Source organism: Ruegeria sp. HKCCSP351 (assembly GCF_017872535.1).
Taxonomy (GTDB): Bacteria; Pseudomonadota; Alphaproteobacteria; order Rhodobacterales; family Rhodobacteraceae; genus Ruegeria.
In genome coordinates, this window is sequence record NZ_JAEDOV010000002.1 from 544719 (window position 1) to 569358 (window position 24640).

Annotated in this window: 23 protein-coding genes; 6 read left to right on the forward strand and 17 right to left on the reverse strand. The window is 57.3% G+C overall.

The features are described 5' to 3' along the window. Positions 1–131: 131 nt before the first annotated feature. From bhcA to bhcD, 4 genes are all read left to right on the forward strand, one after another. Positions 132–1322, forward strand: a complete 1191-nt coding sequence (gene bhcA, locus I9182_RS06615) for an L-aspartate--glyoxylate aminotransferase BhcA (protein ID WP_209597405.1) — start codon at positions 132–134, stop codon at positions 1320–1322. After that, on the forward strand, positions 1322–2290 hold the full coding sequence (gene bhcB / locus I9182_RS06620) for a beta-hydroxyaspartate dehydratase BhcB (protein ID WP_209597589.1): 969 nt from the start codon (positions 1322–1324) through the stop codon (positions 2288–2290). Before bhcA ends, bhcB begins: the two co-directional genes overlap by 1 nt. Positions 2291–2332: 42 nt before the next feature. Further along, a complete protein-coding gene (gene bhcC, locus I9182_RS06625) occupies positions 2333–3496 on the forward strand; it encodes a 3-hydroxy-D-aspartate aldolase BhcC (RefSeq protein ID WP_209507570.1) in 1164 nt (387 codons plus the stop codon). A gap of 113 nt (positions 3497–3609) precedes the next feature. After that, entirely contained in the window at positions 3610–4575 is a 966-nt protein-coding gene (bhcD, locus tag I9182_RS06630) for an iminosuccinate reductase BhcD (protein ID WP_209507569.1), read from the forward strand. Positions 4576–4723: 148 nt separating this feature from the next. Here bhcD and I9182_RS06635 read toward each other — a convergent pair whose 3' ends face one another. From I9182_RS06635 to puuE, 3 genes are read right to left on the reverse strand one after another with little or no spacing between them, the layout of a single operon-like run. After that, positions 4724–6148: a nucleobase:cation symporter-2 family protein gene (locus I9182_RS06635; protein ID WP_209597407.1), complete on the reverse strand. Its 1425-nt coding sequence runs from the start codon at positions 6146–6148 to the stop codon at positions 4724–4726. Between the two features lie 56 nt (positions 6149–6204). After that, positions 6205–6690 (reverse strand): ureidoglycolate lyase, encoded by a 486-nt coding sequence (locus I9182_RS06640; protein ID WP_209597409.1) that lies wholly within the window; start codon positions 6688–6690, stop codon positions 6205–6207. Further along, the gene (puuE, locus tag I9182_RS06645) at positions 6687–8099 is read right to left on the reverse strand and encodes an allantoinase PuuE (protein WP_209597411.1); all 1413 of its coding nucleotides are present in this window, start codon (positions 8097–8099) and stop codon (positions 6687–6689) included. Before puuE ends, I9182_RS06640 begins: the two co-directional genes overlap by 4 nt. A 147-nt stretch (positions 8100–8246) precedes the next feature. Here puuE and uraH point away from each other — a divergent pair, with 147 nt between their 5' ends. Beyond that, a complete protein-coding gene (gene uraH, locus I9182_RS06650; protein WP_209597413.1) occupies positions 8247–8600 on the forward strand; it encodes a hydroxyisourate hydrolase in 354 nt (117 codons plus the stop codon). Between the two features lie 134 nt (positions 8601–8734). Beyond that, positions 8735–9967 carry a urate hydroxylase PuuD gene (locus tag I9182_RS06655; protein WP_209597419.1) on the forward strand — a complete coding sequence of 411 codons (1233 nt, stop codon included), beginning with the start codon at positions 8735–8737 and terminating at the stop codon, positions 9965–9967. A 115-nt stretch (positions 9968–10082) separates the two neighbouring features. Here the strand turns inward: I9182_RS06655 and I9182_RS06660 are convergent, their stop codons facing one another. From I9182_RS06660 to I9182_RS06725, 14 genes are all read right to left on the reverse strand, one after another. Beyond that, complete coding sequence (locus I9182_RS06660) at positions 10083–11324, reverse strand: acyl-CoA dehydrogenase family protein (RefSeq protein WP_209597425.1); 1242 nt, start codon at positions 11322–11324, stop codon at positions 10083–10085. A 373-nt stretch (positions 11325–11697) separates the two neighbouring features. Next, the gene (locus tag I9182_RS06665; RefSeq protein WP_209597430.1) at positions 11698–12459 is read right to left on the reverse strand and encodes a Phenylacetic acid catabolic protein; all 762 of its coding nucleotides are present in this window, start codon (positions 12457–12459) and stop codon (positions 11698–11700) included. A gap of 13 nt (positions 12460–12472) precedes the next feature. Next, entirely contained in the window at positions 12473–13546 is a 1074-nt protein-coding gene (locus I9182_RS06670; RefSeq protein ID WP_209597434.1) for a 2Fe-2S iron-sulfur cluster-binding protein, read from the reverse strand. A gap of 13 nt (positions 13547–13559) precedes the next feature. Next, complete coding sequence (paaD, locus tag I9182_RS06675) at positions 13560–14018, reverse strand: 1,2-phenylacetyl-CoA epoxidase subunit PaaD (RefSeq protein WP_209507560.1); 459 nt, start codon at positions 14016–14018, stop codon at positions 13560–13562. A 6-nt stretch (positions 14019–14024) separates the two neighbouring features. After that, positions 14025–14783 (reverse strand): 1,2-phenylacetyl-CoA epoxidase subunit PaaC, encoded by a 759-nt coding sequence (paaC, locus tag I9182_RS06680; RefSeq protein ID WP_209507559.1) that lies wholly within the window; start codon positions 14781–14783, stop codon positions 14025–14027. Then, positions 14783–15067 carry a 1,2-phenylacetyl-CoA epoxidase subunit PaaB gene (gene paaB, locus I9182_RS06685; RefSeq protein ID WP_209507558.1) on the reverse strand — a complete coding sequence of 95 codons (285 nt, stop codon included), beginning with the start codon at positions 15065–15067 and terminating at the stop codon, positions 14783–14785. The genes paaC and paaB overlap by 1 nt, the downstream gene beginning before the upstream one ends. 23 nt (positions 15068–15090) lie before the next feature. Beyond that, positions 15091–16068: a 1,2-phenylacetyl-CoA epoxidase subunit PaaA gene (gene paaA / locus I9182_RS06690; protein ID WP_209507557.1), complete on the reverse strand. Its 978-nt coding sequence runs from the start codon at positions 16066–16068 to the stop codon at positions 15091–15093. 15 nt (positions 16069–16083) lie between these two features. Beyond that, entirely contained in the window at positions 16084–17286 is a 1203-nt protein-coding gene (gene pcaF / locus I9182_RS06695) for a 3-oxoadipyl-CoA thiolase (RefSeq protein ID WP_209597436.1), read from the reverse strand. Between the two features lie 191 nt (positions 17287–17477). Next, positions 17478–18293 carry a PaaX family transcriptional regulator C-terminal domain-containing protein gene (locus tag I9182_RS06700; protein ID WP_209507555.1) on the reverse strand — a complete coding sequence of 272 codons (816 nt, stop codon included), beginning with the start codon at positions 18291–18293 and terminating at the stop codon, positions 17478–17480. A 62-nt stretch (positions 18294–18355) separates the two neighbouring features. Next, positions 18356–20386, reverse strand: coding sequence for a phenylacetic acid degradation bifunctional protein PaaZ (gene paaZ, locus I9182_RS06705; protein ID WP_209597438.1), 2031 nt, complete (start codon positions 20384–20386; stop codon positions 18356–18358). Positions 20387–20505: 119 nt separating this feature from the next. Then, positions 20506–21693 carry a cytochrome P450 gene (locus tag I9182_RS06710; protein ID WP_209597441.1) on the reverse strand — a complete coding sequence of 396 codons (1188 nt, stop codon included), beginning with the start codon at positions 21691–21693 and terminating at the stop codon, positions 20506–20508. Then, entirely contained in the window at positions 21693–23045 is a 1353-nt protein-coding gene (locus I9182_RS06715; RefSeq protein WP_209597443.1) for a TRAP transporter large permease, read from the reverse strand. The genes I9182_RS06710 and I9182_RS06715 overlap by 1 nt, the downstream gene beginning before the upstream one ends. Then, the gene (locus tag I9182_RS06720) at positions 23042–23548 is read right to left on the reverse strand and encodes a TRAP transporter small permease subunit (protein ID WP_209597445.1); all 507 of its coding nucleotides are present in this window, start codon (positions 23546–23548) and stop codon (positions 23042–23044) included. The genes I9182_RS06715 and I9182_RS06720 overlap by 4 nt, the downstream gene beginning before the upstream one ends. Before the next feature lie 57 nt (positions 23549–23605). Then, on the reverse strand, positions 23606–24625 hold the full coding sequence (locus tag I9182_RS06725) for a TRAP transporter substrate-binding protein (RefSeq protein WP_209597447.1): 1020 nt from the start codon (positions 24623–24625) through the stop codon (positions 23606–23608). Between the last annotated feature and the right edge of the window lie 15 nt (positions 24626–24640).

Sequence of the window (24640 nt, forward strand, 5' to 3'; positions counted from 1 at the left end):
TATGAAAAATATAACCAACTGACAAATATAAGTTAAATCTCGTTAGACAAATTTTGAAATACGTTTTCAAAAAAATTTCCAATTGGATCGCTGATACTTATTGTGCTGGCAAGGACGGAAGGAGACCATCCATGAGCTTTCAAAACCCCGTTTTCATCCCGGGCCCGACGAACATCCCGGAAAGCCTGCGCAAAGCCTGCGATATGCCCACGATCGACCATCGTTCGCCATTGTTCGGGCAAATCCTGCATCCTGCGCGCGCGGGCGTGCGGGAGATTCTGAAAAGCGACAGTGCCGAAGTCTTCATTTTCCCGTCGACCGGAACCGGGGGTTGGGAAACCGCCCTGACCAATACGCTGTCCGCCGGTGACAAGGTCCTGGCGGCCCGCAACGGCATGTTCAGCCATCGCTGGATCGATATGTGCCAGCGCCATGGGCTGAATGTTGAGATCGTCGAAACCCCGTGGGGCGATGGGCTGCCGGCTGACCGGTACGAAGAAATCCTTGCCGCCGACAAAAACCATGAGATCAAGGCGGTTCTAGCCACGCATAACGAGACGGCAACTGGCGTGAAGTCGGATATCGCTGCTGTACGCAGGGCGCTGACTGCCGCGCAACACCCGGCCCTGCTGTTTGTTGATGGCGTTTCATCAATAGCGTCGATGGATTTTCGGTTTGATGAATGGGGCGTGGATGTTGCCGTTACTGGATCGCAAAAGGGTTTCATGTTGCCCGCTGGCCTTGCCATCGTCGGTTTCAGCCAGAAAGCGATGGAAGCGACCAAAACCGGCACCTTGCCCCGCACATTCTTTGACGTCCGGGACATGACCAAGGGATACGCCAACAATGCTTACCCCTATACACCCGCTGTTGGGTTGATGAATGGCCTCAATCAAGCCTGCTCTATGCTGCTGAGCGAAGGTCTGGAGAACGTTTTTGCCCGGCACCACCGGATTGCCGAAGGGGTCCGTGCCGCTGTGGGGGCGTGGGGGCTGGAGCTTTGTGCCAGCAGCCCTGCGGTCTATTCCGATACCGTAAGCGCAATCCGCACGCCGAACGGCTTCAACGCGACGGATATAGTCACGCACGCAGCTGAAAAATACGGCGTTGCCTTTGGCGTGGGCCTTGGTGAGGTCGCGGGCAAGGTGTTCCGGATCGGCCATCTGGGCAGCCTGACGGATGTCATGGCACTGTCCGGGATCGCCACTGCTGAGATGTGCATGGTTGACCTGGGCCTGAACATTGACCTGGGGTCCGGAGTTGCCGCCGCACAGGAATACTATCGCGGCCATCCCGGTTCCGTTCAGAAGAACGCGGCATGATGAAGGATTGCACCATGTATATCCCAACCTATGAAGACATGCTTGCGGCACATGACCGGATCAAACCCTATATCCGCCGCACCCCAGTGCGAACCTCGGACTTTCTCAACGAACTGTCAGGCGCGCAGCTGTTCTTCAAATGTGAAAACTTTCAGGAACCGGGCGCTTTCAAAGTACGAGGTGCCACAAATGCGGTTTTTGGGCTGGATGAGAAACAGGCCGAAAAAGGTGTCGCCACCCATTCTTCGGGTAATCACGCCTCGTGCCTGTCTTATGCGGCGATGAAACGGGGCATTCCCTGCAACGTGGTCATGCCGCGGACAGCGCCGCAGGCAAAGAAGGATACGGTCCGCCGTTACGGCGGGAAGATCACAGAATGCGAACCCTCCACCTCGTCACGCGAAGCGACATTTGCCGAAGTTCAGGCGGCAACGGGCGGTGACTTTGTTCATCCCTACAACGATCCTCGGGTCATCGCCGGGCAAGGCACCTGTTCGCGCGAGTTTATCGAGCAGACCGACGGTCTGGACGTGGTCGTCGCGCCAATTGGCGGCGGTGGCATGGTGTCCGGCACCTGTTTGACACTATCGACGCTCGCCCCGGAAACCGCGATCATCGCGGCGGAACCGGAACAGGCCGACGATGCCTATCGCAGCTTCAAGGCCGGCCACATCATCGCGGATGACGCACCCAAAACGATTGCCGACGGGTTGCTGGTTCCACTGAAAGAGCTGACCTGGAATTTCGTATCGAACCACGTCTCAGAGATTTACACAGCCTCCGAGCAGGAGATCATCGATGCGATGAAACTGACATGGAAGCACCTGCGGATTGTGATGGAGCCATCTTCAGCCGTTCCGCTGGCTACGGTTCTCAAGAACCCGGACGCTTTCAAGGGCAAGCGTGTCGGACTGATTGTTACAGGTGGCAATGTCGATCTGGACCGGCTGCCCTGGATGAACGTCTGAATACACCCCAACAAAAAACAATTCCGGTATAGGATTACGGAGATGAAAGATATGAGCACTCTCGACCAGTTCGAAGTAGGTTACGACATTCCGGCCAAGCCCGGCATGGACGAAGCAGATATCCAGACACCCAGCCTGATTTTGGATCTCGACGCGCTTGAACGCAATATCAGGAAAATGGGCGATTATGCGAAGGCGCATGGGATGCGTCACCGCGTGCATGGTAAAATGCACAAGTCGGTCGACGTGGCCAAGCTGCAAGAGACAATCGGTGGTGCCGTCGGTGTCTGCTGCCAGAAAGTTTCCGAGGCCGAAGTTTTCGTTCGTGGTGGGATCAAGGACGTTCTGGTTTCAAACCAAGTGCGCGACCCGGCCAAAATAGACCGTCTCGCAGGCCTGCCAAAGCTGGGCAGCCGCATTATTGTGTGTGTCGACGATCTGGAAAATGTCGCCGACCTTTCGGCGGCGGCAGTCCGGCATGAAACACAGCTGGAAGTCTTCGTGGAAATCGATTGCGGCGCAGGGCGATGCGGGGTCACAACGACACCCGAAGTGATTGAAATCGCCAAAGCAGTTGAGGCTGCCGACAACCTGAAATTCAGCGGAATTCAGGCCTATCAGGGTGCCATGCAACACCTCGACAGCTATAAGGCACGCAAAGAGAAACTGGATACCGCCATCGCGATGGTCAAAGACGCGGTAGAAGGCCTTAAAGCCGAGGGTATCGAGTGTGAGCTGGTCTCGGGCGGCGGTACGGGGTCTTACTACTTCGAATCCAACTCGGGCGTGTATAATGAACTGCAATGCGGGTCTTATGCGTTCATGGATGCTGATTACGGTCGAATCCTGGACGAGAACGGCAACCGGATCGACCAGGGCGAGTGGGAAAACGCATTCTTCATCCTGACCAGCGTCATGAGCCACGCCAAGGCTGACAAGGCAATCGTCGATGCGGGCCTCAAGGCGCAGTCGGTGGATAGCGGTCTGCCTGTTGTTTTCGGGCGTGACGATGTCGAATACATCAAATGCTCGGATGAACATGGCGTCGTGATGGATCCAAGCGGGGCGCTCAAGGTCAATGACAAACTGAAGCTGGTGCCGGGGCACTGTGACCCAACCGCAAACGTGCATGATTGGTATGTGGGCGTCCGGAATGGCAAGGTCGAATGCGTTTGGCCGGTGTCAGCCCGCGGCCGCGCGTACTGAGCTTGAATGCTCAAAGAATAAGCATTCGGCCAAACATGGCCGGACAGTCGCCCGTGCGCGCCCGCTTTTATCGGTGAAACGCACGGGCGCACGAATTCCAAGTGGAGAATGACATGCTGATTGTACCCGAGCGCGAAATCGCCAACCTCATGACCCGCGACGCGGCCTTTGAAGCCGTCGAACAGGTCTTTGCCTCTATGGCCGCAGGGGACGCCTATAACTTTCCTGTCGTGCGCGAAGCCATCGGGCATGAGGACGCCCTGTACGGCTTTAAAGGCGGGTTTGATCGCGCCGGGCTGACACTGGGTCTGAAGGCTGGGGGGTATTGGCCGAACAACCTGGAAAAACGCGGATTGATCAATCACCAGTCCACTGTTTTTCTTTTTGACCCTGACACCGGAAAACCGTCAGCGATGGTTGGCGGCAACCTGTTGACCGCCTTGCGCACTGCGGCGGCCTCTTCTGTATCCATCAAGCACCTTGCCCGTGCGGACGCGCGGGTGATCGGTATGATCGGGGCCGGGCATCAGGCAACCTTTCAGCTACGCTCGGCGCTGGAGACGCGCGCCTTTGAAAAGGTCCTTGGCTGGAACTACCATCCCGAGATGTTGCCCAACATTGAAAAGGTCGCCAATGAAGCCGGTGTTCCGTTTGAAGCGGTCGAACTTGATGGCATGACCGAGGCGGATGTCATAATCTCGATCACCTCGGCTTTTGCACCATCGCTGATGGCAAACCATGTCAGTCCCGGAACGCATATCACGTGCATGGGAACGGACACCAAGGGTAAGCAGGAAGTCGAGGCGGCGTTGCTGGCCAAAGCAACCGTATTCACTGATGAAATCGCACAGTCAATTTCGATTGGCGAGGCTCAACACGCCGTGGCGCAGGGCCTGATCAGGGAAAGTGATCTGATCCAGTTGGGTGCGGTCATCAACGGAACGAACCCGGGCCGAACATCAGACGATCAGATCACGTTGTTCGATGGCACTGGCGTCGGTCTTCAGGATCTGGCGGTTGCTGCATCTGTTGTCGAGCTGGCCGTACAGAAAGGCATCGCGATTGAGGTCGATTTCTAACGACATTCCCGTTTGGTCGCCTAAGCGTCGTGTCGAACGACGCGTTGCTTATGTGAGCCACGGGCCAAGTCTGCAACACCGGCCAGAAACCAAAAAAGCGGCGCGATTAGCGCGCCGCTTCTTCGTTTACAAGTCCGGGCCGAACCGGTCAGACGTGATCGTCCTGTTCGATAGAGCCCAGCCCGTGGCCTGCCATTCCACCGGACACCTCTTCCGTCGCTTCATCAGAAAGCTCTTCGGGCAGAACCAGATTCAGGACAATGGCGATGATAGCGGCAGGCAAGATTCCGGATGTCGCCAGAACTTTGAAAGTTCCGGGCAGATGCTGTAAAGCGCCGGGCTCTAACTGCAAGCCCAGACCAAGGCTGAGTGAAATCGCAAAGATCACCATGTTGCGGCGATTCCACGTCACGTCCGACAGCATCGAGACACCGGCTGCAACCACCATACCGAACATCACGATCACACCGCCGCCCAGAACCTCGATTGGAACGGACGAGATCACCGCGCCGATCTTGGGGATAAGCCCGCATATGATCAGGAACAGGGCACCTATGGTTACGACCGTGCGGCTCATGACACCGGTCATGGCAATCAGGCCGACGTTCTGACTGAACGACGTGTTCGGCAGGGCCCCAAAGACGCCTGATACCGCAGTTCCAAGACCATCGGCAAAAGTCGCGCCCTGAATTTCCTTGTCGGTTGCCTCGCGTCCCGCGCCCCCCTTGGTGATACCGGACACATCCCCGACCGTTTCAACAGCCGATACAAAGGACATCGCACAAAACCCGATGATCGCCGCAAATGTAAACTCGATACCGAAGTGAAACGGGTTCGGCATGGCAAACGGAGCCGCGCGCCCGACATTGCCCAAGTTCACCTGACCCAGTGCGAATGCCACAACATATCCGACCAACAAGCCAATCAGAACCGCCGACACCGACAACATACCGCGGGCAAAAAACTTCAGGCCCAGCGTAACAACAATCACAGTTCCGGCCATGAGCCAGTTCAGACCAGAGCCGTATTCTTCGGTACCGATGGCGGGTACACCCCCTGCGGCGTACTGGACGCCGACCTTGACAAGCGCAAGCCCGATCATGGTCACGACAAGACCGGTAACCAAGGGCGGAAGCGCAAAGCGAATACGGCCAATGAACAACCCAAGGCTGGCATGAAACAGGCCGCCAACGACTATACCACCCATCAATACGGCAATCGCGTCAACGCCCTTACCAACCACCAAGGGGATCATGATCGGAATAAAGGCAAATGACGTTCCCTGCACGATTGGCAGGCGGGCGCCAACAGGCCCCAGCCCAATGGTCTGGAACAGTGTCGCAACGCCCGCAAAGAACATCGACATCTGGATCATGTAGATCATCTGCGGGAAATCGGGGCTGTTTGAACCAAACCCGAAACCCGCCGCACCACAGACGATGATGGCTGGCGTGACATTGGAAACAAACATCGCCAGAACGTGCTGAATTCCCAAAGGTACCGCCTTCAGGATTGGCGGGGTGTAGTTCGGGTCGCGGAGCTGCTCCGGCGTCCCTAAAGTTGCATCTGACATCGCGCTTTTCCTCCCAAAAAAACAGCGTGGGCCGGCTCCTCTTCCGGCAATGTCCCTTATTCAGTGATCGTGTAGGCGTTCTGGAACCAATATTCCTCAAGGTTGGGCCCGTTTCCTATTCGGTCGACCACGGCGAACAACCCGGGGGGATGAAGCGGTGTCAGCACCCCATGCCAGGTGTTCCGGTGATAATTCACGCCCTGTCCGGGCGCGGTAATGAATGCAACCGGCTCACCAGGCACACCCGCGTTGTCGGGCGCGACGACAACGACAAAGGGTTTATCTGAAAGCGGCAGAAAGGCTTGACTGCCGTCGGGATGACGCTCGACCATTTCAAGTTTGATGGGCAAGTCGAAGGCCTGGGATTGGAATATGCTGATCCCTGCGCGCCCCTCATGGAAATCCAACTGGGCGCGATCATGGTAGCGCGCGCATTTTCCCTGATTGATGTATTTGTCCACCGCGCCAGACACTTCGATAACATCGCCGAACGGCGCAAAGGCCTCGGCGGTCAGTGGCCGGAGTTTCAGCGTGGATGTCATTGAGCGAATTTCTCGATCAGCCGCAACTCGGCAATCCGTTCGACCTGACGGCAGGCCTCGGTGAATTCGGTGTCTCGGTCACTGTCTATCCGACGGTGAAATGCCTCAAGAATGCTTGCTTTGGTATTGTCCTTGACCGCAATGATGAAAGGAAAACCGAACTTGGTCGTGTAGGCGTCGTTCAAGGCCGTGAAGGTCGCACGCTCATCATCCGTCAGCATATCCAGACCTGCCCCGGCCTGTTCTGCCGTGCTTTCCTTGGTCAGACGACCCGCAGCAGCAAGTTTGCCTGCCAAATCCGGGTGGGCTGTCAGGACGCCAAGCCGCTGGTCGGCTGTGGCAGAACGGAATACGCGCGCCAGTGCATTGTGAACCCCTGCGGCATTGTCATGTGTGCGGCCCAGCTCCAGATCAAAGGCCGCTTGGGCAATCCACGGGCTGTGTTCGAACACGCCGCCGAACTCGGCGACAAAGGTTGGCTCGTCCATTTCCGACGGTGTCAGCCGTCGACTTGGCGGATGCGTTTGCGCCCAGTGATCAGCGATTTGTTCACGCGTGGCAAACCAGACCCCGTCATGTTTCTTGAAGTGGTCGAGTGCGCGTTTCAGGGCCATGGCGCGACCAGGGCGACCGATGAGGCGGCAATGCAGTCCGATCGAAAGCATCTTCGGCTCACCCGCTTGGCCTTCGGCATAAAGCATGTCGAAGCTGTCCTTGAGATAGCTTTCAAACTGTTCGCCGTTGGTATAGCCCGCCTGAATTGCAAACCGCATATCGTTGCAATCCATCGTGTAGGGCACGATCAACTGATCCTTGCCACCAGCCTTGACCCAATAGGGCAAATCGTCGGCATAGCTGTCGGCAATATAGGCCAGCTCGCCTTCGGCGGCGGCCAGATCGACCGTGTTCATCGAACAGCGGCCCGTGTACCAGCCACGTGGGGGCGTGCCGACGACCTCGGTATGAAGCCGGATCGCCTCACGGATCTGGGCGCGTTCTTCTTCCGCGTCCATGTCCTTGTGCTCAACCCATTTCAGGCCATGGCTGGCAATCTCCCAGCCTGCGGCCTTCATCGCCGCAACCTGCGCCGGTGCACGGGCCAATGCTGTGGCAACGCCATAAACCGTGACGGGTAGGTCCTGTAAAAGCCGATGCACCCGCCAGAATCCGGCGCGGCTGCCGTATTCGTAAATGGATTCCATGTTCCAGTGCCTTTGCCCGGTCCAAGGGGCCGCACCGGTGATTTCGGAAAGAAACGCCTCGGATGCGGCATCCCCGTGCAAAACGTTGTTTTCGCCGCCTTCTTCATAGTTCAGCACAATCTGAACCGCGATCTTGGCCCCGTTTGGCCAGTTTGCATTGGGCACTTGCCGACCATAGCCGGTCATGTCTCGTGGATACCGCGTCACATCAATTTCCCTCTTGGTGAAAAAACGAATAACCCAAACAATCACCTATGTTTTTCAAAAAATTCTGTAAGCAGTCTTTTGACAGACTGCCTTTGCCTGCCGCGAAGGTATTGCAATAGTAACAGCAATGCTTAGCGAGAGGTGCAAATGGCCGGTTACCTTACAACACATGTCCTGGATACGGCGCGGGGCTGCCCGGCCAGTGGGATGAAGATCGAGTTGTTCCGGATCAACGGAACAGACCGCACGTTGCTGAAAACTCTGCTCACCAACGAGGACGGCCGCACCGATGAACAAATCCTTCCCGAGGCCGAGTTTTCGACAGGCGAATACGAGTTGGTGTTTCATGCGGGCGAATACCTCGACGCCACTGGCGTGCCACCTGAAAGCCCGCGTTTTCTGGATTTGATCCCGATCCGGTTCGGGATGTCCGAACACGCCCACTATCATGTTCCGCTGCTACTTTCGCCTTTCAGCTACGCGACTTATCGCGGAAGCTGAGCGTTGCGCTGCGTGTTCCTGTAGACTGACAATTGTATTGTTATTTTTGATACTGCTTGATCTTTCGTAGCAATACCCGATGAAACCTCTGTCGCCTAGAGTGCCGAAGAACTTGGATATGTAGGAGCAACGCCATGTATGACTTGGCTGTTATGTGGGAGTGGATGGCCTTTTCCGTCCGCTGGCTGCATGTGATCACGGCGATGGCGTGGATCGGCGCGTCATTCTATTTTATCGCGCTCGACCTTATGCTTAAGCCGAACCCTGCCTTGCCAGAAGGGGCCTATGGCGAAGAGTGGGAGGTGCACGGGGGTGGGTTCTATCACACCGTCAAATATCTTGTCGCACCTGCACGTATGCCCGAGCACCTGACCTGGCATAAATGGCAGAGCTACACGACATGGCTTTCGGGTGCGGCCTTGCTCATGATCATATATTGGGTCGGGGGCGAGTTGTTCCTGCTTGATCCGACCAAAGCGGACCTGGCGTTGTGGCAGGGGATATTGATCTCGGGCGGGTCACTGACCATCGGCTGGCTGCTTTACGACCAGATGTGCAAATCGCGCCTGAGTGAGCGACCCACCGCGCTGATGCTGTTGCTGTTCGTGATTCTGGTGGCAATGTCCTGGGGTTACAATCAGATCTTTACCGGTCGTGCCGCGCTTTTGCACCTGGGTGCGTTCACCGCAACCATCATGACGGCAAATGTGTTTTTCCAGATCATGCCCAACCAGCGGATCGTGGTGGAAGACCTCAAGGCGGGCCGGACGCCGGACGCCAAATATGGAAAAATCGCCAAGGTGCGGTCGACGCACAACAACTACCTGACGCTGCCCGTCGTGTTCCTGATGCTGTCGAACCATTATCCTTTGGCCTTTGGCACCCAGTATTCATGGATCATCGCCAGCCTGATCTTCCTGACCGGTGTAACCATCCGCCACTACTTCAACACGATGCACGCAACCGGGAAAGGGCCGCACTGGACCTGGGGTGTTACTGTCATTCTCATGATCGTGATCGCATGGCTGTCTTCTGTCAGAACCGGCGAGACATGGGAGGACGCCGAAGCAAGGGCGCTGACACCTTACGAAGAAAAATTTGCGTCGGCTGCGGGGTTTGAAGAAGCCTATGACACTGTTCTGGGCAACTGCTCGATGTGCCATGCCCGCGAGCCGGTTTATGGCACCATGAAATGGGCCCCCAAGAAGGTTTATCTTGAAACACCCGGCGATGTTGCCCGGCACGCCGACCAGATTTACCTGCAGGCCGGAATCAGCCATGCAATGCCGCCACCTTCAGCGGTTCAAATGGACGTAGAAGCGCGCCAAACCATCATCGCATGGGTACGCGAGGTCAAAGGGCGGTAGGATTTTCGCAGGACGACTTACTGGCCTTCACTTCTTACCCCTGCCGCGGCACGAACCCCCAAGTCTTTGCCACTCAAACAAAGCAGGGCGCGCAAGACCTGTTGCCGCCCCCGGCCTAGCGCGATGGTGGGGTCAGCCATTGGGCCGACATACCAAAGTTTGAATTCTTTAACTCTTGCTTGGCAATCGCCTGCAAATGAACCTCATCCGGCCCATCCGCATATCGCAGCGCGCGTGCCCAGGTATAGCTGTCGGCCAGCGGAGTATCCGGGGTCATGCCCATCGCCCCAAAGACCTGCATCGCACGATCCGTCACAGCGGCATGAACATTGGGTGCCACCACCTTGATCAATGAAATCTCTCGGAACGCTTCTTTGGCGCCCACCTGATCAATCTTCCAGGCTGCTTTCAGGGTCAGCAACCGCGCCTGTTCGATCTCTAACCGGGACTTGGCGATCCATTCGCGGATCACGCCTTGTTCTGCAAGCTGCTTGCCAAACGCCTTTCGCTCCTGCGCGCGTTCGACCATCAGGTTAAGCGCCATTTCCGCCGCACCGATCGATCGCATGCAATGGTGGATGCGACCCGGCCCAAGCCGGGCCTGCGCCAGTGCGAACCCGCTGCCTTCCTCGCCCAAAAGATTGCTGACCGGGACGCGCACATCCTTGAAGACCAGCTCGGCATGGCCTTCGGGGTCGTGCATGTTCAGAATGGTCGGGTTGCGAACAATCTCAAAACCGGGTGTGTCCTTCGGGACAATGACCATGCTTTGCTGTTTGTGTCGATCCGCATTGGGATCCGTTTTACCCATCACGATAAACAATCTGGTGTTCGGATGGCAGGCGTTTGTGATGAACCACTTGCGGCCATTAATGACATATTCATCCCCCTCTCGCCGGATCGAAGTGGTAATATTGGTCGCGTCCGAACTGGCCACATCCGGTTCAGTCATCGCAAACGAGGATCGGATTTCACCGTTCAAAAGCGGCACCAGCCACGTCTCGCGCTGTTCCGAGGTGGCGAACATGTGCAACAGTTCCATGTTTCCGGTATCCGGCGCACTGCAATTGAACACTTCCGAAGACCAGGCCACCTGCCCCATAAGTTCGGCCAGCGGCGCGTATTCCAGATTGCTCAGCCGGGTGCCGGGTTCATCGTCGCGCAGGCTGGGCAGGAACAAGTTCCACAACCCTTCGGCCCGGGCCAACGCCTTGAGATCTTCCATAAACGAGACCGGGAAACTGCCTGCCGCCATTTCTTCTTTGTGATCGCGTATGCGCGGGTAGATATGCGCCTCCATAAACGCTTTCAGGCGGTCATACATTTCCGTGGCGCGCGGCGATGGGGCAAAATCCATGGCGGTTCCTTCCGGTGCGTTGTGGCGGTGGTATCCTCGAACCCTGTTTGCGCCAGCACGGCCGCCAAGGCACTGTCTTCTGGTGAGTTTTATCTGGCGCTTGATTACGCTCAGTTTGCGCAATCAATCCGATATGAAAAGAGGAAAAAACCAATACCGCAGTCTGCCGGCGTGAAACGTCAGGTCATTGCACGTCAGCCTTATGACCCGGGCTCAGTCATAAGGCTCATTTGTCTTTGCTCTCAGAACCGGGTGGACCAACAAAACGCAAGGGCTTGATCGAGCCCCACTCGGAGATTTGCTCCGCGGGGCGAAATTCACATCGCCCGCCCCCGAAAGCGCCTCTCAACCTGCCTTTGGCGTTCACACAGAACTAGGCCGGTGGTTTCAGGCCCAGCTGTTTCACGGCGGTGCCTGCTGTCTGAACCCAACGCTCTTTTAGGGCGTTGTTACCATTGTGGCGCAAGCCCAGCGATTTCAGAAGCTCAAACCGTTTCAAATCATCGCCACCAAAGGACACAGCGACACGCGGCCACCAATAGTTAACCGCATCCTGCATCTGCTCTGTCTCTCCGCTCTTGGCAAGCTTCACAGCACCTTCCAGCGCCAACGCACCATGATGGGCTTCGACCGGGGCGATGCTGCGGAACGCTTCGGCCAACGGTTGATAGGAAACCATTGAAAACTCGGCCAGTTGTTCCATGACCGCACGGCTCATCAGCAGGTTCATGATGACGGCGTCGGTCCAGCCCGAGATCGGATAATTGAATACGGCAAGGCGCATGTCATGCGCGCTGCGGGTCGCGCCGATATCTGCGTCTCGATCCAGGCGCGCCGTCCACGGATGATGTGTGGCATATCTCTCGGTATCGGCCCCGAACTCACCCATTATCCTGAGAACCTGATCGGCGTGATCCGTTTTCTCAAGAACAATCCTGGCGGCTGCGATCCGTTCCTTGATGCCCGGACCCTGATTGATGATGTCCGCAAAACCGGCGGCACCGGCAAGTTCGCTGTCCACGAACGTGGCCATCAGCTTCATGAGTTCGGCGCGGTAGCGCGGCGGAACATTGGTCGGGTTGGTCAGCACACCGCCTGCGGCCAGATAGCTGTCGAGTGTCATGGTGTCAGTCATCGGTCTTCTCCCTTTACTGGTCGTAGTCCACGACCACACGGTCGGTGACCGGATAGGCCTGACAGCTCAGCACATAGCCTTTTTCAACCTCGTAATCCTCAAGCGCGTGATTGGCGAGCATTTCAACTTCGCCTTCCAGAACGCGGCAGCGGCAGGTTGAACAGACACCGGCCTTGCAGGCGTAAGGGGCGTCCATGGCATTTTCCAAGGCTGCGTCCAGAATGGATTGGTCCTTGGGCAGAGTTATCGTCTGAGTGGACCCATCAAGAGTGATTGATGCGCTGGTTTGGTTCGCCTGCGTACCCGCATCTGCCGCACCTTCCTTGCGTTTGGCCCGGCCCGGCTGAGCGCTGGCAAAGAGTTCAAACTTGATCTGCCTGTCGTCAAGACCATGCGCGCGCAGCGCGGCAGCAATCCCCAGCATCATCGGCTCGGGGCCGCAGATAAAGGCTGTGTCCACGTTCTGAATATCGACCCAATGTTCGAACAGGTCAGCGCATTTTTCCTGCGTCACCAGACCGGTGAACAGGTCTATCTCCTGCGCATCCGCCTCAAGAATATGGATTACGTTCAGGCGGCCCATATAGAGGTTCTTCAGGTCTTCCAGCTCCTCGCGGAACATGATCGTGTTGATGCCCTTGTTGGCGTAGATCAGCGTAAAGCGGGATTTGGGTTCGCGGGTCAGTGTCGTCTTCAGGATCGACAGAACCGGCGTGATGCCAGAGCCGCCAGCGAAACCGAGATACTGCTTTTCCGCATCAGCATCGATCGGAGTGTGAAAGCTGCCCATCGGTGGCATCGCCTGCACAACGTCCCCGACGTTAAGCTCGGAATTGGCCCAACTGGAGAACGCGCCGCCGTCGACACGTTTGATCCCGACTTGCAGTACCCCGTCATCCTTGCCCGCACAAATGGAGTAGGACCGGCGCAGCTCTTCTCCGTCAAAGTCGCGGCGAAACGTCAGGTACTGGCCTGCGGTGAAATCGAATTGATCCGCCGCGCCGTTGACGGGTTCAAGCGTCACGACAACCGCATCGCGGATGGTTTTGTGGATGTCGGTGACTTTCAGGTCATGAAAACGTGCCATCCGGTGCTCCTCCTCAGATGCACTTGAAATAGTCAAAGGGTTCCAGGCAGTCAGTGCAGCGCCAATGGGCCTTGCACGGGGTCGAGCCGAATTGGCTGACCTTTTCAACCGCTTTACTGCCGCAATGTGGGCAACGCTCTGGCCCGCCCGCCGGTTGTGGCGGGGCGATGCCAAACTCTTCCAGCTTGGCGCGACCTTTTTCGCTCAGCCAATCGGTTGTCCAGGCTGGTGAGATGCAGGTTTCTATGCGCAGATCTCCGATGCCGTGATCGCGCAGGGCGGTTTCGATATCCATACTGATGATGGATGTCGCCGGGCAACCGGAATAGGTTGGCGTGACGGTTACGACCAGAGTGTCAGCGTCCCAGCGCACATCGCGCACAATGCCCAAATCCACGACGGAAATAACCGGGATTTCGGGATCGGGCACGGCATCCAGCCAGCTCCATATCTGGTCAGTCGAGACCCGCATCCGCTTTTACCAGCTTGCACCGGGATAGGCGCGCTGCAGCCACTGCATCTGCGACAGCAGATGGCCCAGATGTTCGGTATGCATGCGCCCGTCCCGCCCGCCTTTATGGGCAAATCGGCTTTCCGGAAGGGTCAATGTCGCCTTGGCCAGAACCCGTTTGACCAACGCATCATATTCGTCGCGCAGGTCGGCTGGGTTCGGCGCAATCCCGGCCGCAGCAATCTGAGCGTCGATGTCGTCGCTGACAAACATCTCGCCTACATATGGCCAGAGGTAATCCAGCGCCGCCTGCATCCGGGTGTGACTTTCTTCGGTTCCATCACCCAGACCTACGACCGTTTCTGCCGAACGCTCCAGATGATAGGCGACTTCCTTGCTGGCTTTGGCAGCAATCGCGGCGACACGATCATCAGAAGATGTCAGAAGACGACCGAGCATGATCGAATGCCAGGCATCGAACAGGAACTGGCGCATCAGGGTGCGGCCGAAATCACCGTTCGCAACCTCTACCAGCAACACATTGCGGAAATCCCACACGTCGCGCAGAAATGCCAGATCATCGGCGGTTTTGCCGCCACCCATCTCTCCGGCAAGGCCAAGCCACATCTGGGTCTGCCCAATCAGGTCCAGCGCCGTGTTGGCCAGTGCAATATCCTCCTCCAACACTGGCGCGTGGCCGCACCATTCGCTGACGCGATGGCCCAGGATCAGGGTATTGTCCCCCATCCGCAGCAGGAACTGCTGAAACGCTTCGTCGCGGGTCATCACATCGCCCCCACTTCTTCGGGGATGTCGAAAAAGGTCGGGTGTCGGTACACTTTGCTTTCGCTGGGCTCATACAACGGGCCTTTGTCACTGGGCGACGAGGCCGAGATGTTGTTGGCTTCTACCACCCAGATCGAGACGCCTTCGTTGCGGCGGGTATAGACGTCGCGTGCGTTCTTGATCGCCATTTCCGCGTCCGGGGCATGCAGCGAGCCGACATGTCGGTGGCTCATCCCATGTTGACCGCGGATGAAGATTTCCCACAGGGGCCATTCGGTATTCATCGGGTTTCCTCCTCAGGGTAAGCTTATTCGGCGGCCAGATTGCCGGCCTGTTTCTTGCGGGCGTGGGCCAACAGCCCGTCACGCACCCATTTGCCGTCATCCCAGGCCTTGTTGCGCGCCGCCAGACGGTCGACGTTGCAGGGGCCGTTTCCCTTGATCACATCGAAGAATTCCGACCAATCCGGCTCTGAGAAATCGTAATGCCCACGCTCTTCATTCCACGTCAGGTCGGGATCAGGGATGGTCAGACCCAGATATTCGGCCTGTGGGACGGTCTGGTCGACGAATTTCTGGCGCAGCTCATCATTGGTGTTGATCTTGATCTTCCACGCCATCGACTGCGCGGAGTGGACAGAATCCTTGTCGGACGGTCCAAACATCATCAGAGACGGGTACCAGAAGCGATTCATCGCGTCCTGCGCCATCTTGCGTTGCTCGGGCGTGCCTTCGGCCATCTTGCGGATCGCGTCATAGCCTTGGCGCTGATGGAAGCTTTCTTCCTTGCAGATGCGGATCATGGCGCGCGAATACGGCCCGTAAGACGTTCTTTGCAGCGGCACCTGATTCATGATTGCAGCGCCATCGACCAGCCATCCGACCGCGCCGATATCCGCCCAGTTCAGCGTCGGGTAATTGAAGATCGACGAGTATTTCATGCGACCGTCCAGTAGCATCTCGGTGATCTCATCGCGGCTGACACCCAGTGTTTCGGCCGCACAATACAGGTAGAGCCCATGGCCGGCTTCATCCTGCACCTTGGCCAGAAGGATCGCCTTGCGTTGCAGCGTCGGTGCACGTGTGATCCAGTTCCCTTCGGGCAATTGCCCGACGATCTCGGAATGCGCGTGCTGTCCGATCTGGCGGATCAGCGTCTTGCGATACCCCTGAGGCATCCAGTCCTTGGGTTCGATCTTGATATCCGCGTCGATCCGCGCCTGAAATTCAGCAAGCTTTTCAGGATCATCGTTTGACGCCTCGGATTCTACCATCTGAGCATACATGTCCCGCCTCCTCCGTTACACGCGTTCAAGAATAAGTGCAGCGCCTTGCCCGACGCCGACGCACATTGTGCAAAGCGCATAGCGCCCTTTGGTGCGTTTCAGTTGGTACGCTGCGGTCAACACAAGTCGGGCGCCGCTCATTCCCAATGGATGACCAAGGGCGATTGCACCGCCATTCGGGTTCACATGGGCGGCGTCATCAGGCAGGCCCAACTCTCGCAGTGTAGCCAGACCTTGCGACGCGAAAGCTTCGTTCAACTCGATCACATCCATCTGGTCGATGCTCAGCCCGGAGCGTGCCAAAACCTTTCGGCTGGCAGGAACCGGACCAATACCCATGACCCGCGGCTCGACGCCCGCGACGGACATGCCAACCACACGGGCAATCGGGGTCAGGCCGTTCTTTGTCGCTGCCGCTTCGTTCGCCATCAGGATCGCGGCTGCACCATCATTCACACCCGAGGCGTTCCCTGCGGTCACTGTTTTGTCCGGCCCGTTCACACCCACGAGGCCCGAGAGTTTTTCCGCTGTGGTTCCCGGGCGAGGGTGTTCATCCGTATCGACAACAATCGGATCGCCTTTGCGCTGTGGAATCGTAACCGGTGTGATTTCCTCGTGGAACACGCCTGCCGCGTGGGCCGCAGCCCATCGCGCCTGGCTGCGCGCGGCAAAGGCGTCCTGGTCTTCACGGCTGATCCCGTAGTCTTCGGCCACATTGTCAGCAGTTTGCGGCATGGAATCGACGCCATACTGCTGCTTTAGCTTTGGGTTCACAAAGCGCCAGCCAATCGTGGTGTCGTAAACCGCATTGCTGCGCGTAAACGCCGCCGTCGCTTTGGGCATCACAAACGGTGCGCGCGACATGCTTTCCACGCCACCTGCGACAGCAAGATCATAATCGCCTGCCTTGATGCCCCGCGCCGCCATTCCGACAGCATCCATGCCACTGGCACACAATCGGTTTATCGTTGTTCCCGGCACGTCCGTCGGCAATCCGGCCAGCAGGGCTGCCATCCGGGCAACGTTGCGATTGCTCTCTCCTGCCTGGTTGGCATCGCCAAAAATGACGTCATCCACACTGGTCCAGTCGACTTGCGGGTTGCGCGCCATCAGGGCCGCTAGCGGGATAGCCGCCAGATCATCCGTGCGAACCGATGAAAGCGCACCACCATACCGCCCAATCGGGGTGCGGGTTGCGTCGCAGATGAAGGCATCCATCAATTGGGTCTCCCATTGGAACACAAGTCATTAACCGTCTGGTCGGTTAATAAATGCTCAATCGATTCGGCGCAAGCATTATGTTACCATGTAATCGCTCATATAAGTTTTCTGTAACATAAAATGGTCCTTCTTTCACATCCGTCTTCCAACGCCCAAGAGCGCCATCCCCGGACACGGCAAGAAAAGAGTTAACAACCCACCGCAGATTCCAGTTTGGCAAGATCCGGTTTGGGCAATTGTCCCAGCAATCGGGACACCGCCGCGCGACACTCCGTGCCTTTCCAATCAGCAGGCAAAAAGGCCGGGGGCAGGGATGGATGGCGTAGAACCAAACGACGCCACCCATGCACAATCAATACGCGCAGCACCGCTATTTTCAGCGGATCGCCGACGCCATCGACAGGCAACAGTTGCTCGGTGATCTGAATGGAGTGCAAGAACTGATCATAGGCTGACTTCAACGGTTCAGGGCCACAAAGGTCGCACAGCCAGCCTGGAACTGAAATGGCGCTGCTTTCAACACCCAGCAGTTCTTCAAGGTTCTCGGGGACGGGGCCTGCCGACATGGCTGTTGTGGGGTTAACTGAAATATAATCTCCGGTCAGCATCAGATCTGCCAGCTCTTTTCGCGAACATTCCGAGTTGCTGGCGATAAGCATATGCCAGATTTCTGGCGTATTCGTCTCGCGGGAATAGATGCGCGGGGCGGCGGCGGCGCTTTGACTGCGGCCAAATTCGGTCAGTCTGTGAACGCTGTTTCGCCCGACCCGCGTACTTTCGATCCAGCCTTCCTTGCGCAGCCTGTGCAGCGCAACACGCGTGGCTTCTGCCTTGATCCCAGCAAGGTTGGTCAGCGCTGTGATCAGCGCGCCACTAACCTGGTCAGACCCGCTCTGGGCCAGATCACCGAAAATTGTGACCAGCACTGACCACACACGTTGCGTGCCAGTTGTGGTCAACTGGCTGACGCAGGTTTCGAACCATTCTGGGGCCGTATCTTTCATAAGCACAGTATAATCGGGCCGGAGGGAAATGCCATCCAGCCCCTGCGCAGCTGCACCTTCGCCTAGTAGGCAACCATGGTCAGCAACTCATATTCTGCGACCAGGTCATCATCCTGCTGTGTCAGGGTAACGTGCCAGCGAACCTCGCCGTAGTCATCATTGCGCTTGGTTTTGTGCTTGACAGTCAAACGCACCTTGATGGTGTCGCCAGCCTCGACCGGTTTCATGAAGCGCAGCCCGTCAAGACCGGTATTTGCCAAAACCGGCCCCTCGTTCGGTTCGACGAACAATCCGGCTGCAAAAGACAACAGCAAATATCCATGTGCAACGCGACCCGGGAAGAACGGGTTACGTTCCGCCGCCGCCTGATCCATATGCGCATAGAAGGTATCACCGGTGAAGTTGGCGAAGTGTTCAATGTCCTCCATGGTGATGGTTCTTGGCGCCGTGTGAAGGGTCTCGCCAATCGACAGATCGTGAAACCGACGGGTAAAGGGATGAGCAGGACCTTCGACTTCGGTCGCGCCAGGCACCCATTTCCGGCCAATCGCTGTCAGCAGATCGGGCGAACCTTGAATGGCAGTGCGCTGCATATAGTGTTTCACACCCCGCACCCCGCCCATTTCTTCGCCGCCACCGGCGCGTCCTGGACCGCCATGAACCATGTGCGGCAGAGGTGAGCCATGACCGGTGGATTCCTTCATCGAGTCACGGTTGTTGAAATACAGACGCCCATGATAAGCCCCTGATCCCATGGCAACCTGTCGCGCCACGTCGGGATCATGGGTGATCACCGATGCCACCAGAGAGCCCTGCCCCCGGTTCGCCAGTTCTATGGCATGGTCAAGATCGCGATACCCCATCACTGTGCTGACCGGACCAAAGGCTTCGGTGTCGTGCACGCGCTGCGCCGCGTCAGGATTGGCGCAGTGGAAGAGCATGGGCGGCAGGAACGCACCCTTTTCGGCATCAGCGCCTTCAACCGCGAAATCATCGGGGTTGCCGAAGACACGCTCGGCCTCTTGCCCAAGGATAGCGGCCTTTTCCAGAACATCACGCTTCTGACCGTTCGAAACCAACGCACCCATGCGGGTGGTTTCCAACTTTGGGTCGCCAATGACCGTTTTCGCCAGTCGTGCCGACAGCGCCTCGATTACCGCCTGTACCTGCGGTTCGGGTGCGATGATCCGACGGATTGCGGTGCATTTCTGCCCTGCCTTCGTGGTCATCTCGCGCTGGACTTCCTTCACGAAGAGGTCAAATTCCGGCGTACCCGGCACGGCATCGGGGCCAAGGATCGAACAGTTCAGGCTGTCCTGTTCCGCAACAAACCGTACCGAGTTCTCAAGGATCACCGGATTGGAGCGCAGTTTCAGGGCTGTATCGGCGGATCCGGTAAAGCTGACCACGTCCTGCATGGTCAGACGGTCCAGCATGTCACCCAAACCACCCGAGACCAACTGCAATGCGCCGGTTGGCAAGATGCCGGACTCAAGCATCAACCTGACACACAGCTCGGTCACATAACACGAGCTCGTGGCTGGTTTTACAATCGCCGGAACGCCCGCCAGAAGGGTCGGGGCAAGCTTCTCTAGCATCCCCCAAACCGGAAAATTGAACGCGTTGATGTGAATTGCCACACCTTGCAGCGGGGTGCAGATGTGCTGCCCCAGAAAGGTGCCGTTGCGCGACAACTGCTCGACCTCACCGTCCAGATAGACATGTCCATCCGGCATTTCACGACGGCCTTTTGCGGCAAAAACAAACATCGTTCCGATGCCGCCGTCGATATCAATCATATGATCCGATTGCGTCGCACCAGTGTTGAAAGACAAATCATACATGGCCTGCTTGTGCTGGCCCAAATGCATAGACAGCGCCTTGAGCATTTTGGCCCGTTCATGGAACGTCATTTTGCGCAGTGCCGGCCCCCCGACATTGCGCGCATAGTCCAACATCCCCTGGACATCCAGCGCGCTGTTACCCGCTGCGGCGATAACCTCGCCGGTCACAGCGCTTGTTATTGCGCGGGCACCCTCGCCGGGCGAAACCCACTCACCAGCTGCAAAGCTGGAAATCTGTTGGATAGTCATGAGCGTCTCCTCATCTAGGTCGCGATCCCCGCGTTGCCACAGGCCGGTCTTGCGAAATCATATTTTAAACCGTACGGTCGGTCAATAAATTACCAAGCTATTTTCCCAAGCTAGGGTTTTCAGACCCGCGCGGGTATTCGTGCAAACCCCCGAAACCGGATGCGCCCGCCCCGTTCGGCGCCGTCGGTGATGCGATAGTCTGGAAAACGGGCCAGAAACCGGCCCACAGCCACCCGGCCCTCCAGACGCGCGAGGGTCAGACCGACGCAAGTATGGGGGCCTCCGGCAAAAGCGTGATGCTTGTTCGGGCGTCTGTCCAAGATCATCTCGTCAGACCGGTCAAACTGCCGTGGATCACGGTTGGCCGCGCCGATACACAGATGAACATCAGTACCTGCCGGAATGGTCTGACCGTGGAATACTACATCAACGGTGGTCAGACGATTACCGAACTGGTTCGGGCTTTCCAGCCGCAGAAACTCGTCCACGGCCGAACCGATCAGATCCGGGTCGGCCAGTAACTCCGCCCGCTTGGCGCGGTGCCGGTCCAACAGGTCCAATGCGTTGCCGATCAGGTTTGTTGTGGTCTCGTGACCCGCATTCAGGATGAAAATGCAGTTCTGATACAGCTCGACCTCGGTCAGGCCACCATCCGTGTCGTCCTGCATCAGCCGGGTCAGGACATCCGTTGCCGGGTCCCCGGGGTTGGCGCGGCGATCCTCGATGATATGCCGCAGGAAGTCCTTGAAATCCGAGACCGAGCGGTTACCCCACTCTTCCTGCTCTGGCGTCAATTGCGGCTCCAACGCTCCAAGAATGGCCAGAGACCAATCGCGCAGTGGCCCGCGTTCGGATCGTGGTATACCCAGCAGATTGCCGATGATCTCGATCGGGATTGCTCCGGCAAAATCCTCGATCAGTTCGACGTTGCCCTTGACCAGCATCTCGTCCAGCAGCCCATCGACAAGCTGGATCAGACCCGGTTCCATTTGCGCCAACGCGCGTGGGTTCATCGCGCCGACCATCACCTTGCGAACACGGGTATGCAGCGGCGGGTCATTAAACACCAAACTGGTGGTGTGGTGCTCATACAAGGGGCTGTCGACCCCGAATTTGGGACCAAATACCGCTTTCTTGTCCGATATGAATCGCGACGTGTCCCGGTAAACAAGGTCCAGGTCCTGGTATCGGGACAGGATAACCGATCCGTCAGGCTGCCAGCAGACGGGTGTATCTTCGCGCAGCGCAGCGTAGGCAGGATAGGGATCTGTATGAAACCCGTCTGGAAGCGCGGTCAGAGAGAACATCAGTGCCCCATCGCCCCCATTTGTTCAGGTAGAACCAACACCAACCATGGCACCAGAACGATCAGAGCCAGCCGGAAGATATCCGCCACCCAGAACGGAGTGACACCCTTAAAGATTGTTCCTGTTGACACATCTCCGACCACGCCTTTCAGAATGAAGACATTCAAGCCGACGGGTGGAGTGATCAGGCTGATCTCGGTCACGACAACCACAACAATGCCGAACCAGATCGGATCATACCCCAACGATGTGACCAACGGGAAAAAGATCGGAACCGTAAGCAGCAGCATCGACAGGGATTCAAAGACGCAACCCAGAATGATGTAGATCCCAAGGATCATCAGGATCACGACGAAAGGTTCCACGTCATAGGCCGTAACCAATGCGATGAGCGCTTCGGGCAGACCGGCAAGGTTGATGAAATTCGAAAAGATCTGTGCCCCGATCAGAACCGAGAACAATGCCGCTGCGGTATAGGTGGTTTCCTTCAGCACCTCAAACGTCGACCCCAAAGTAAGCCCGCCTCGTGACAGAGCGATCAGGAAAGCGCCCATTGCGCCCATGCCTGCCGCCTCGGTCGGGCTGAAGGTCAGGTTCAGCGGATGAAAATCGAAAGCTCCGTACAATCCGCCAATAACCAGAAAGAACAGCAGCAATACGGCCCAGACCGAGCGCACCGCCGACAAACGCTCGGACCAGCCGTGACGTTCACCCGCCGGTCCCGACTCGGGTTTGCGCGCGACGGTCCAGCTGACGGCGAGCAGGTAGAACAGAATGCCAAGCAGACCGGGAATGATACCCGCAACGAAAAGTTTCCCAATCGAGGTTTCGGTCAGCAGCCCGTAAATGACCAGGATCACCGAAGGCGGAATAAGGATACCAAGCGTACCGCCCGCTGCAATCGATGCCGTCGAAAGCTCGTCGGAATAACCATAGCGGCGCATTTCCGGCATTGCGACCTTGGACATGGTGGCCGCCGTTGCCAGAGACGAGCCGCAAATGGCCGAAAAACCCCCGCATGCTGCCACCGTCGCCATGGCGATACCACCCCGAAAATGGCCCAGAAAAGCGTTTGAAACTGCGTAAAGCTCGCGCGCAAGCCCACCTTTATTCACGAACAAGCCCATAAGGATAAACAGCGGGACGACCGACAAGCCGTAATCCTGCGCGGTGTCGGTGATCTGACGACCCACCATCGACATCGCGGCCTTCAACCCACGCTCGGACAGGATGCTGCCGCCGCGTTCATAGGCAAAGCCAAGCGTTCCGACCAATCCCATTGCAAACACGATGGGCAAGCGCACCAGCACAAGAACAAGAACAAGAACAAAACCGATCAGCGCAGCGGTCATTGGGGGTGCTCCGACAATGTATGGGGGGCAAAGAAGTGCAAGATGCCGGTGATGATCATTGCAACAGCGGTGATCGCTATGAACCCCGAGATGAACCAGCCTACATAGAAGACTGGGATCGAAAGATATTCCGTGACGTCCCCGTAATCCCGCGCACGTTCAGCCAATACCCAGACACGCTGAATTGGCCAAAAAAGCATGATGCCAGAGAACAGATATACAATCGCATCACGTACCCGACTTAACCGCAGACGTGAAAACAGCCCATCCGTCAAATCCACAGCGATTTGACCCTTGCCTGCCGAGATCATCGGCAAGACCGAGAACACGAGGACGGCCATCAGGATCCGGGTCAGTTCCGTGGCCGCCTCGATCGGGGCATTGAATACAGATCGTAGGATGACATCAAAGAAAGTCATCACCATCAGGATGAACAGCGCGGAACAGGCCAGCAGCGTAGGCACGATACTGACGCGACGCGCAAAGGTCACGAGAGATTGCATAACGGGTCCCCAGCGGGTGAAATCGGCTGGCGGATCGCGTCCGCCAGCCAGACTGCGTTATTGCGCAGCCATTTCATTTACGATCATGTCATAGGCGGCCTGGGCGTCGATGCCTGTGCCATTGACTTCGTCGATAACTTTGGCACGTACATCCACAGCAATTGCATTGAACTTTTCAAGATCTTCAGCGGATGCCGCATGAATCGCGTTGCCTTCGGTGCCTTCGGTCTCTTCGCGGCCGATCGCATCGATCTCATCCCAGATCTTGCCAATCTCGCGGCTCAGCGGTTCTCCGAAAACGTTTTCTTCCAGCGCTGCCTGCAGATCGGCGGGCAGGTCAGCAAAGGTGTCCTCGTTCATGATAAAGGCAAACGAACCGCGATACAGGCCGCCAGGGACCTCATAGACGTTCTGCGCCACTTCCGTCAGCTTGAAACCTTTACGGGATTCAAAGGGCATGACGACGCCATCTGCGGCCTTGGAGGCCAGGGTTTCATACACTTTCGGTGCAGGAACCTGGATACCGGTTGCACCCAGCGCCGTGCCCACGTCACCACCAACACCGCCAGGGATGCGAACCTTGAGACCCGAGACTTCGTCCAGAGACGTCACCGGGTTGCTGGAATGCAGCTGAGCCGGACCATGCGTGTGCAAGGCGATCACTTTCACGCCACGGTGTTCATCCGCCGCCTTCAAATGCGCGTCATATGCCCGCCAATACGCAACCGACGCAGCCTCGGCCGAACCTTCGTATCCGGGCAGTTCGATCATCTTGGTGGTGACAAACCGGCCTGGCTGATAGCCGTGGAATATGATCGAGGCATCAGCGGCGCCATCCATGATCAGGTCCATCTGCGCGGGGGGCGGGGCAAGGCCCAGCTTCAGCTCGGCGGTGACCTGACCATCGGTGGCCTCTTCGATCATCTCGACGAATTTCGGCCACATCTTGGCATTGATGCCATGGGTCGGCGGGGCCCAGCTGGAAATGGTCAGCGTATAATCTGCCGCAAGCGCCACTGTACCTGAAACGGCAAGCGCAGCTGAGGCAAGAAGTGTGCTCAACCTAGTGAATTTCATAGTTCTGTCTCCTCC

Bases quoted from the DNA above. Each gene is read 5' to 3' on its own strand.
- I9182_RS06720 (WP_209597445.1), bottom strand. From the start codon at position 23,548: ATGCAATCTCTCGTGACCTTTGCGCGTCGCGTCAGTATCGTGCCTACG.
- I9182_RS06655 (WP_209597419.1), top strand. From the start codon at position 8,735: ATGTATGACTTGGCTGTTATGTGGGAGTGGATGGCCTTTTCCGTCCGC.
- bhcD (WP_209507569.1), top strand. From the start codon at position 3,610: ATGCTGATTGTACCCGAGCGCGAAATCGCCAACCTCATGACCCGCGAC.
- paaB (WP_209507558.1), bottom strand. From the start codon at position 15,067: ATGAATACCGAATGGCCCCTGTGGGAAATCTTCATCCGCGGTCAACAT.
- I9182_RS06725 (WP_209597447.1), bottom strand. From the start codon at position 24,625: ATGAAATTCACTAGGTTGAGCACACTTCTTGCCTCAGCTGCGCTTGCC.
- paaZ (WP_209597438.1), bottom strand. From the start codon at position 20,386: ATGACTATCCAACAGATTTCCAGCTTTGCAGCTGGTGAGTGGGTTTCG.
- I9182_RS06700 (WP_209507555.1), bottom strand. From the start codon at position 18,293: ATGAAAGATACGGCCCCAGAATGGTTCGAAACCTGCGTCAGCCAGTTG.
- bhcA (WP_209597405.1), top strand. From the start codon at position 132: ATGAGCTTTCAAAACCCCGTTTTCATCCCGGGCCCGACGAACATCCCG.
- I9182_RS06715 (WP_209597443.1), bottom strand. From the start codon at position 23,045: ATGACCGCTGCGCTGATCGGTTTTGTTCTTGTTCTTGTTCTTGTGCTG.
- paaD (WP_209507560.1), bottom strand. From the start codon at position 14,018: ATGCGGGTCTCGACTGACCAGATATGGAGCTGGCTGGATGCCGTGCCC.
- I9182_RS06640 (WP_209597409.1), bottom strand. From the start codon at position 6,690: ATGACATCCACGCTGAAACTCCGGCCACTGACCGCCGAGGCCTTTGCG.
- I9182_RS06710 (WP_209597441.1), bottom strand. From the start codon at position 21,693: ATGTTCTCTCTGACCGCGCTTCCAGACGGGTTTCATACAGATCCCTAT.
- bhcC (WP_209507570.1), top strand. From the start codon at position 2,333: ATGAAAGATATGAGCACTCTCGACCAGTTCGAAGTAGGTTACGACATT.
- I9182_RS06660 (WP_209597425.1), bottom strand. From the start codon at position 11,324: ATGGATTTTGCCCCATCGCCGCGCGCCACGGAAATGTATGACCGCCTG.
- paaC (WP_209507559.1), bottom strand. From the start codon at position 14,783: ATGACCCGCGACGAAGCGTTTCAGCAGTTCCTGCTGCGGATGGGGGAC.
- I9182_RS06635 (WP_209597407.1), bottom strand. From the start codon at position 6,148: ATGTCAGATGCAACTTTAGGGACGCCGGAGCAGCTCCGCGACCCGAAC.
- uraH (WP_209597413.1), top strand. From the start codon at position 8,247: ATGGCCGGTTACCTTACAACACATGTCCTGGATACGGCGCGGGGCTGC.
- bhcB (WP_209597589.1), top strand. From the start codon at position 1,322: ATGAAGGATTGCACCATGTATATCCCAACCTATGAAGACATGCTTGCG.
- pcaF (WP_209597436.1), bottom strand. From the start codon at position 17,286: ATGGATGCCTTCATCTGCGACGCAACCCGCACCCCGATTGGGCGGTAT.
- paaA (WP_209507557.1), bottom strand. From the start codon at position 16,068: ATGTATGCTCAGATGGTAGAATCCGAGGCGTCAAACGATGATCCTGAA.
- I9182_RS06670 (WP_209597434.1), bottom strand. From the start codon at position 13,546: ATGGCACGTTTTCATGACCTGAAAGTCACCGACATCCACAAAACCATC.
- I9182_RS06665 (WP_209597430.1), bottom strand. From the start codon at position 12,459: ATGACTGACACCATGACACTCGACAGCTATCTGGCCGCAGGCGGTGTG.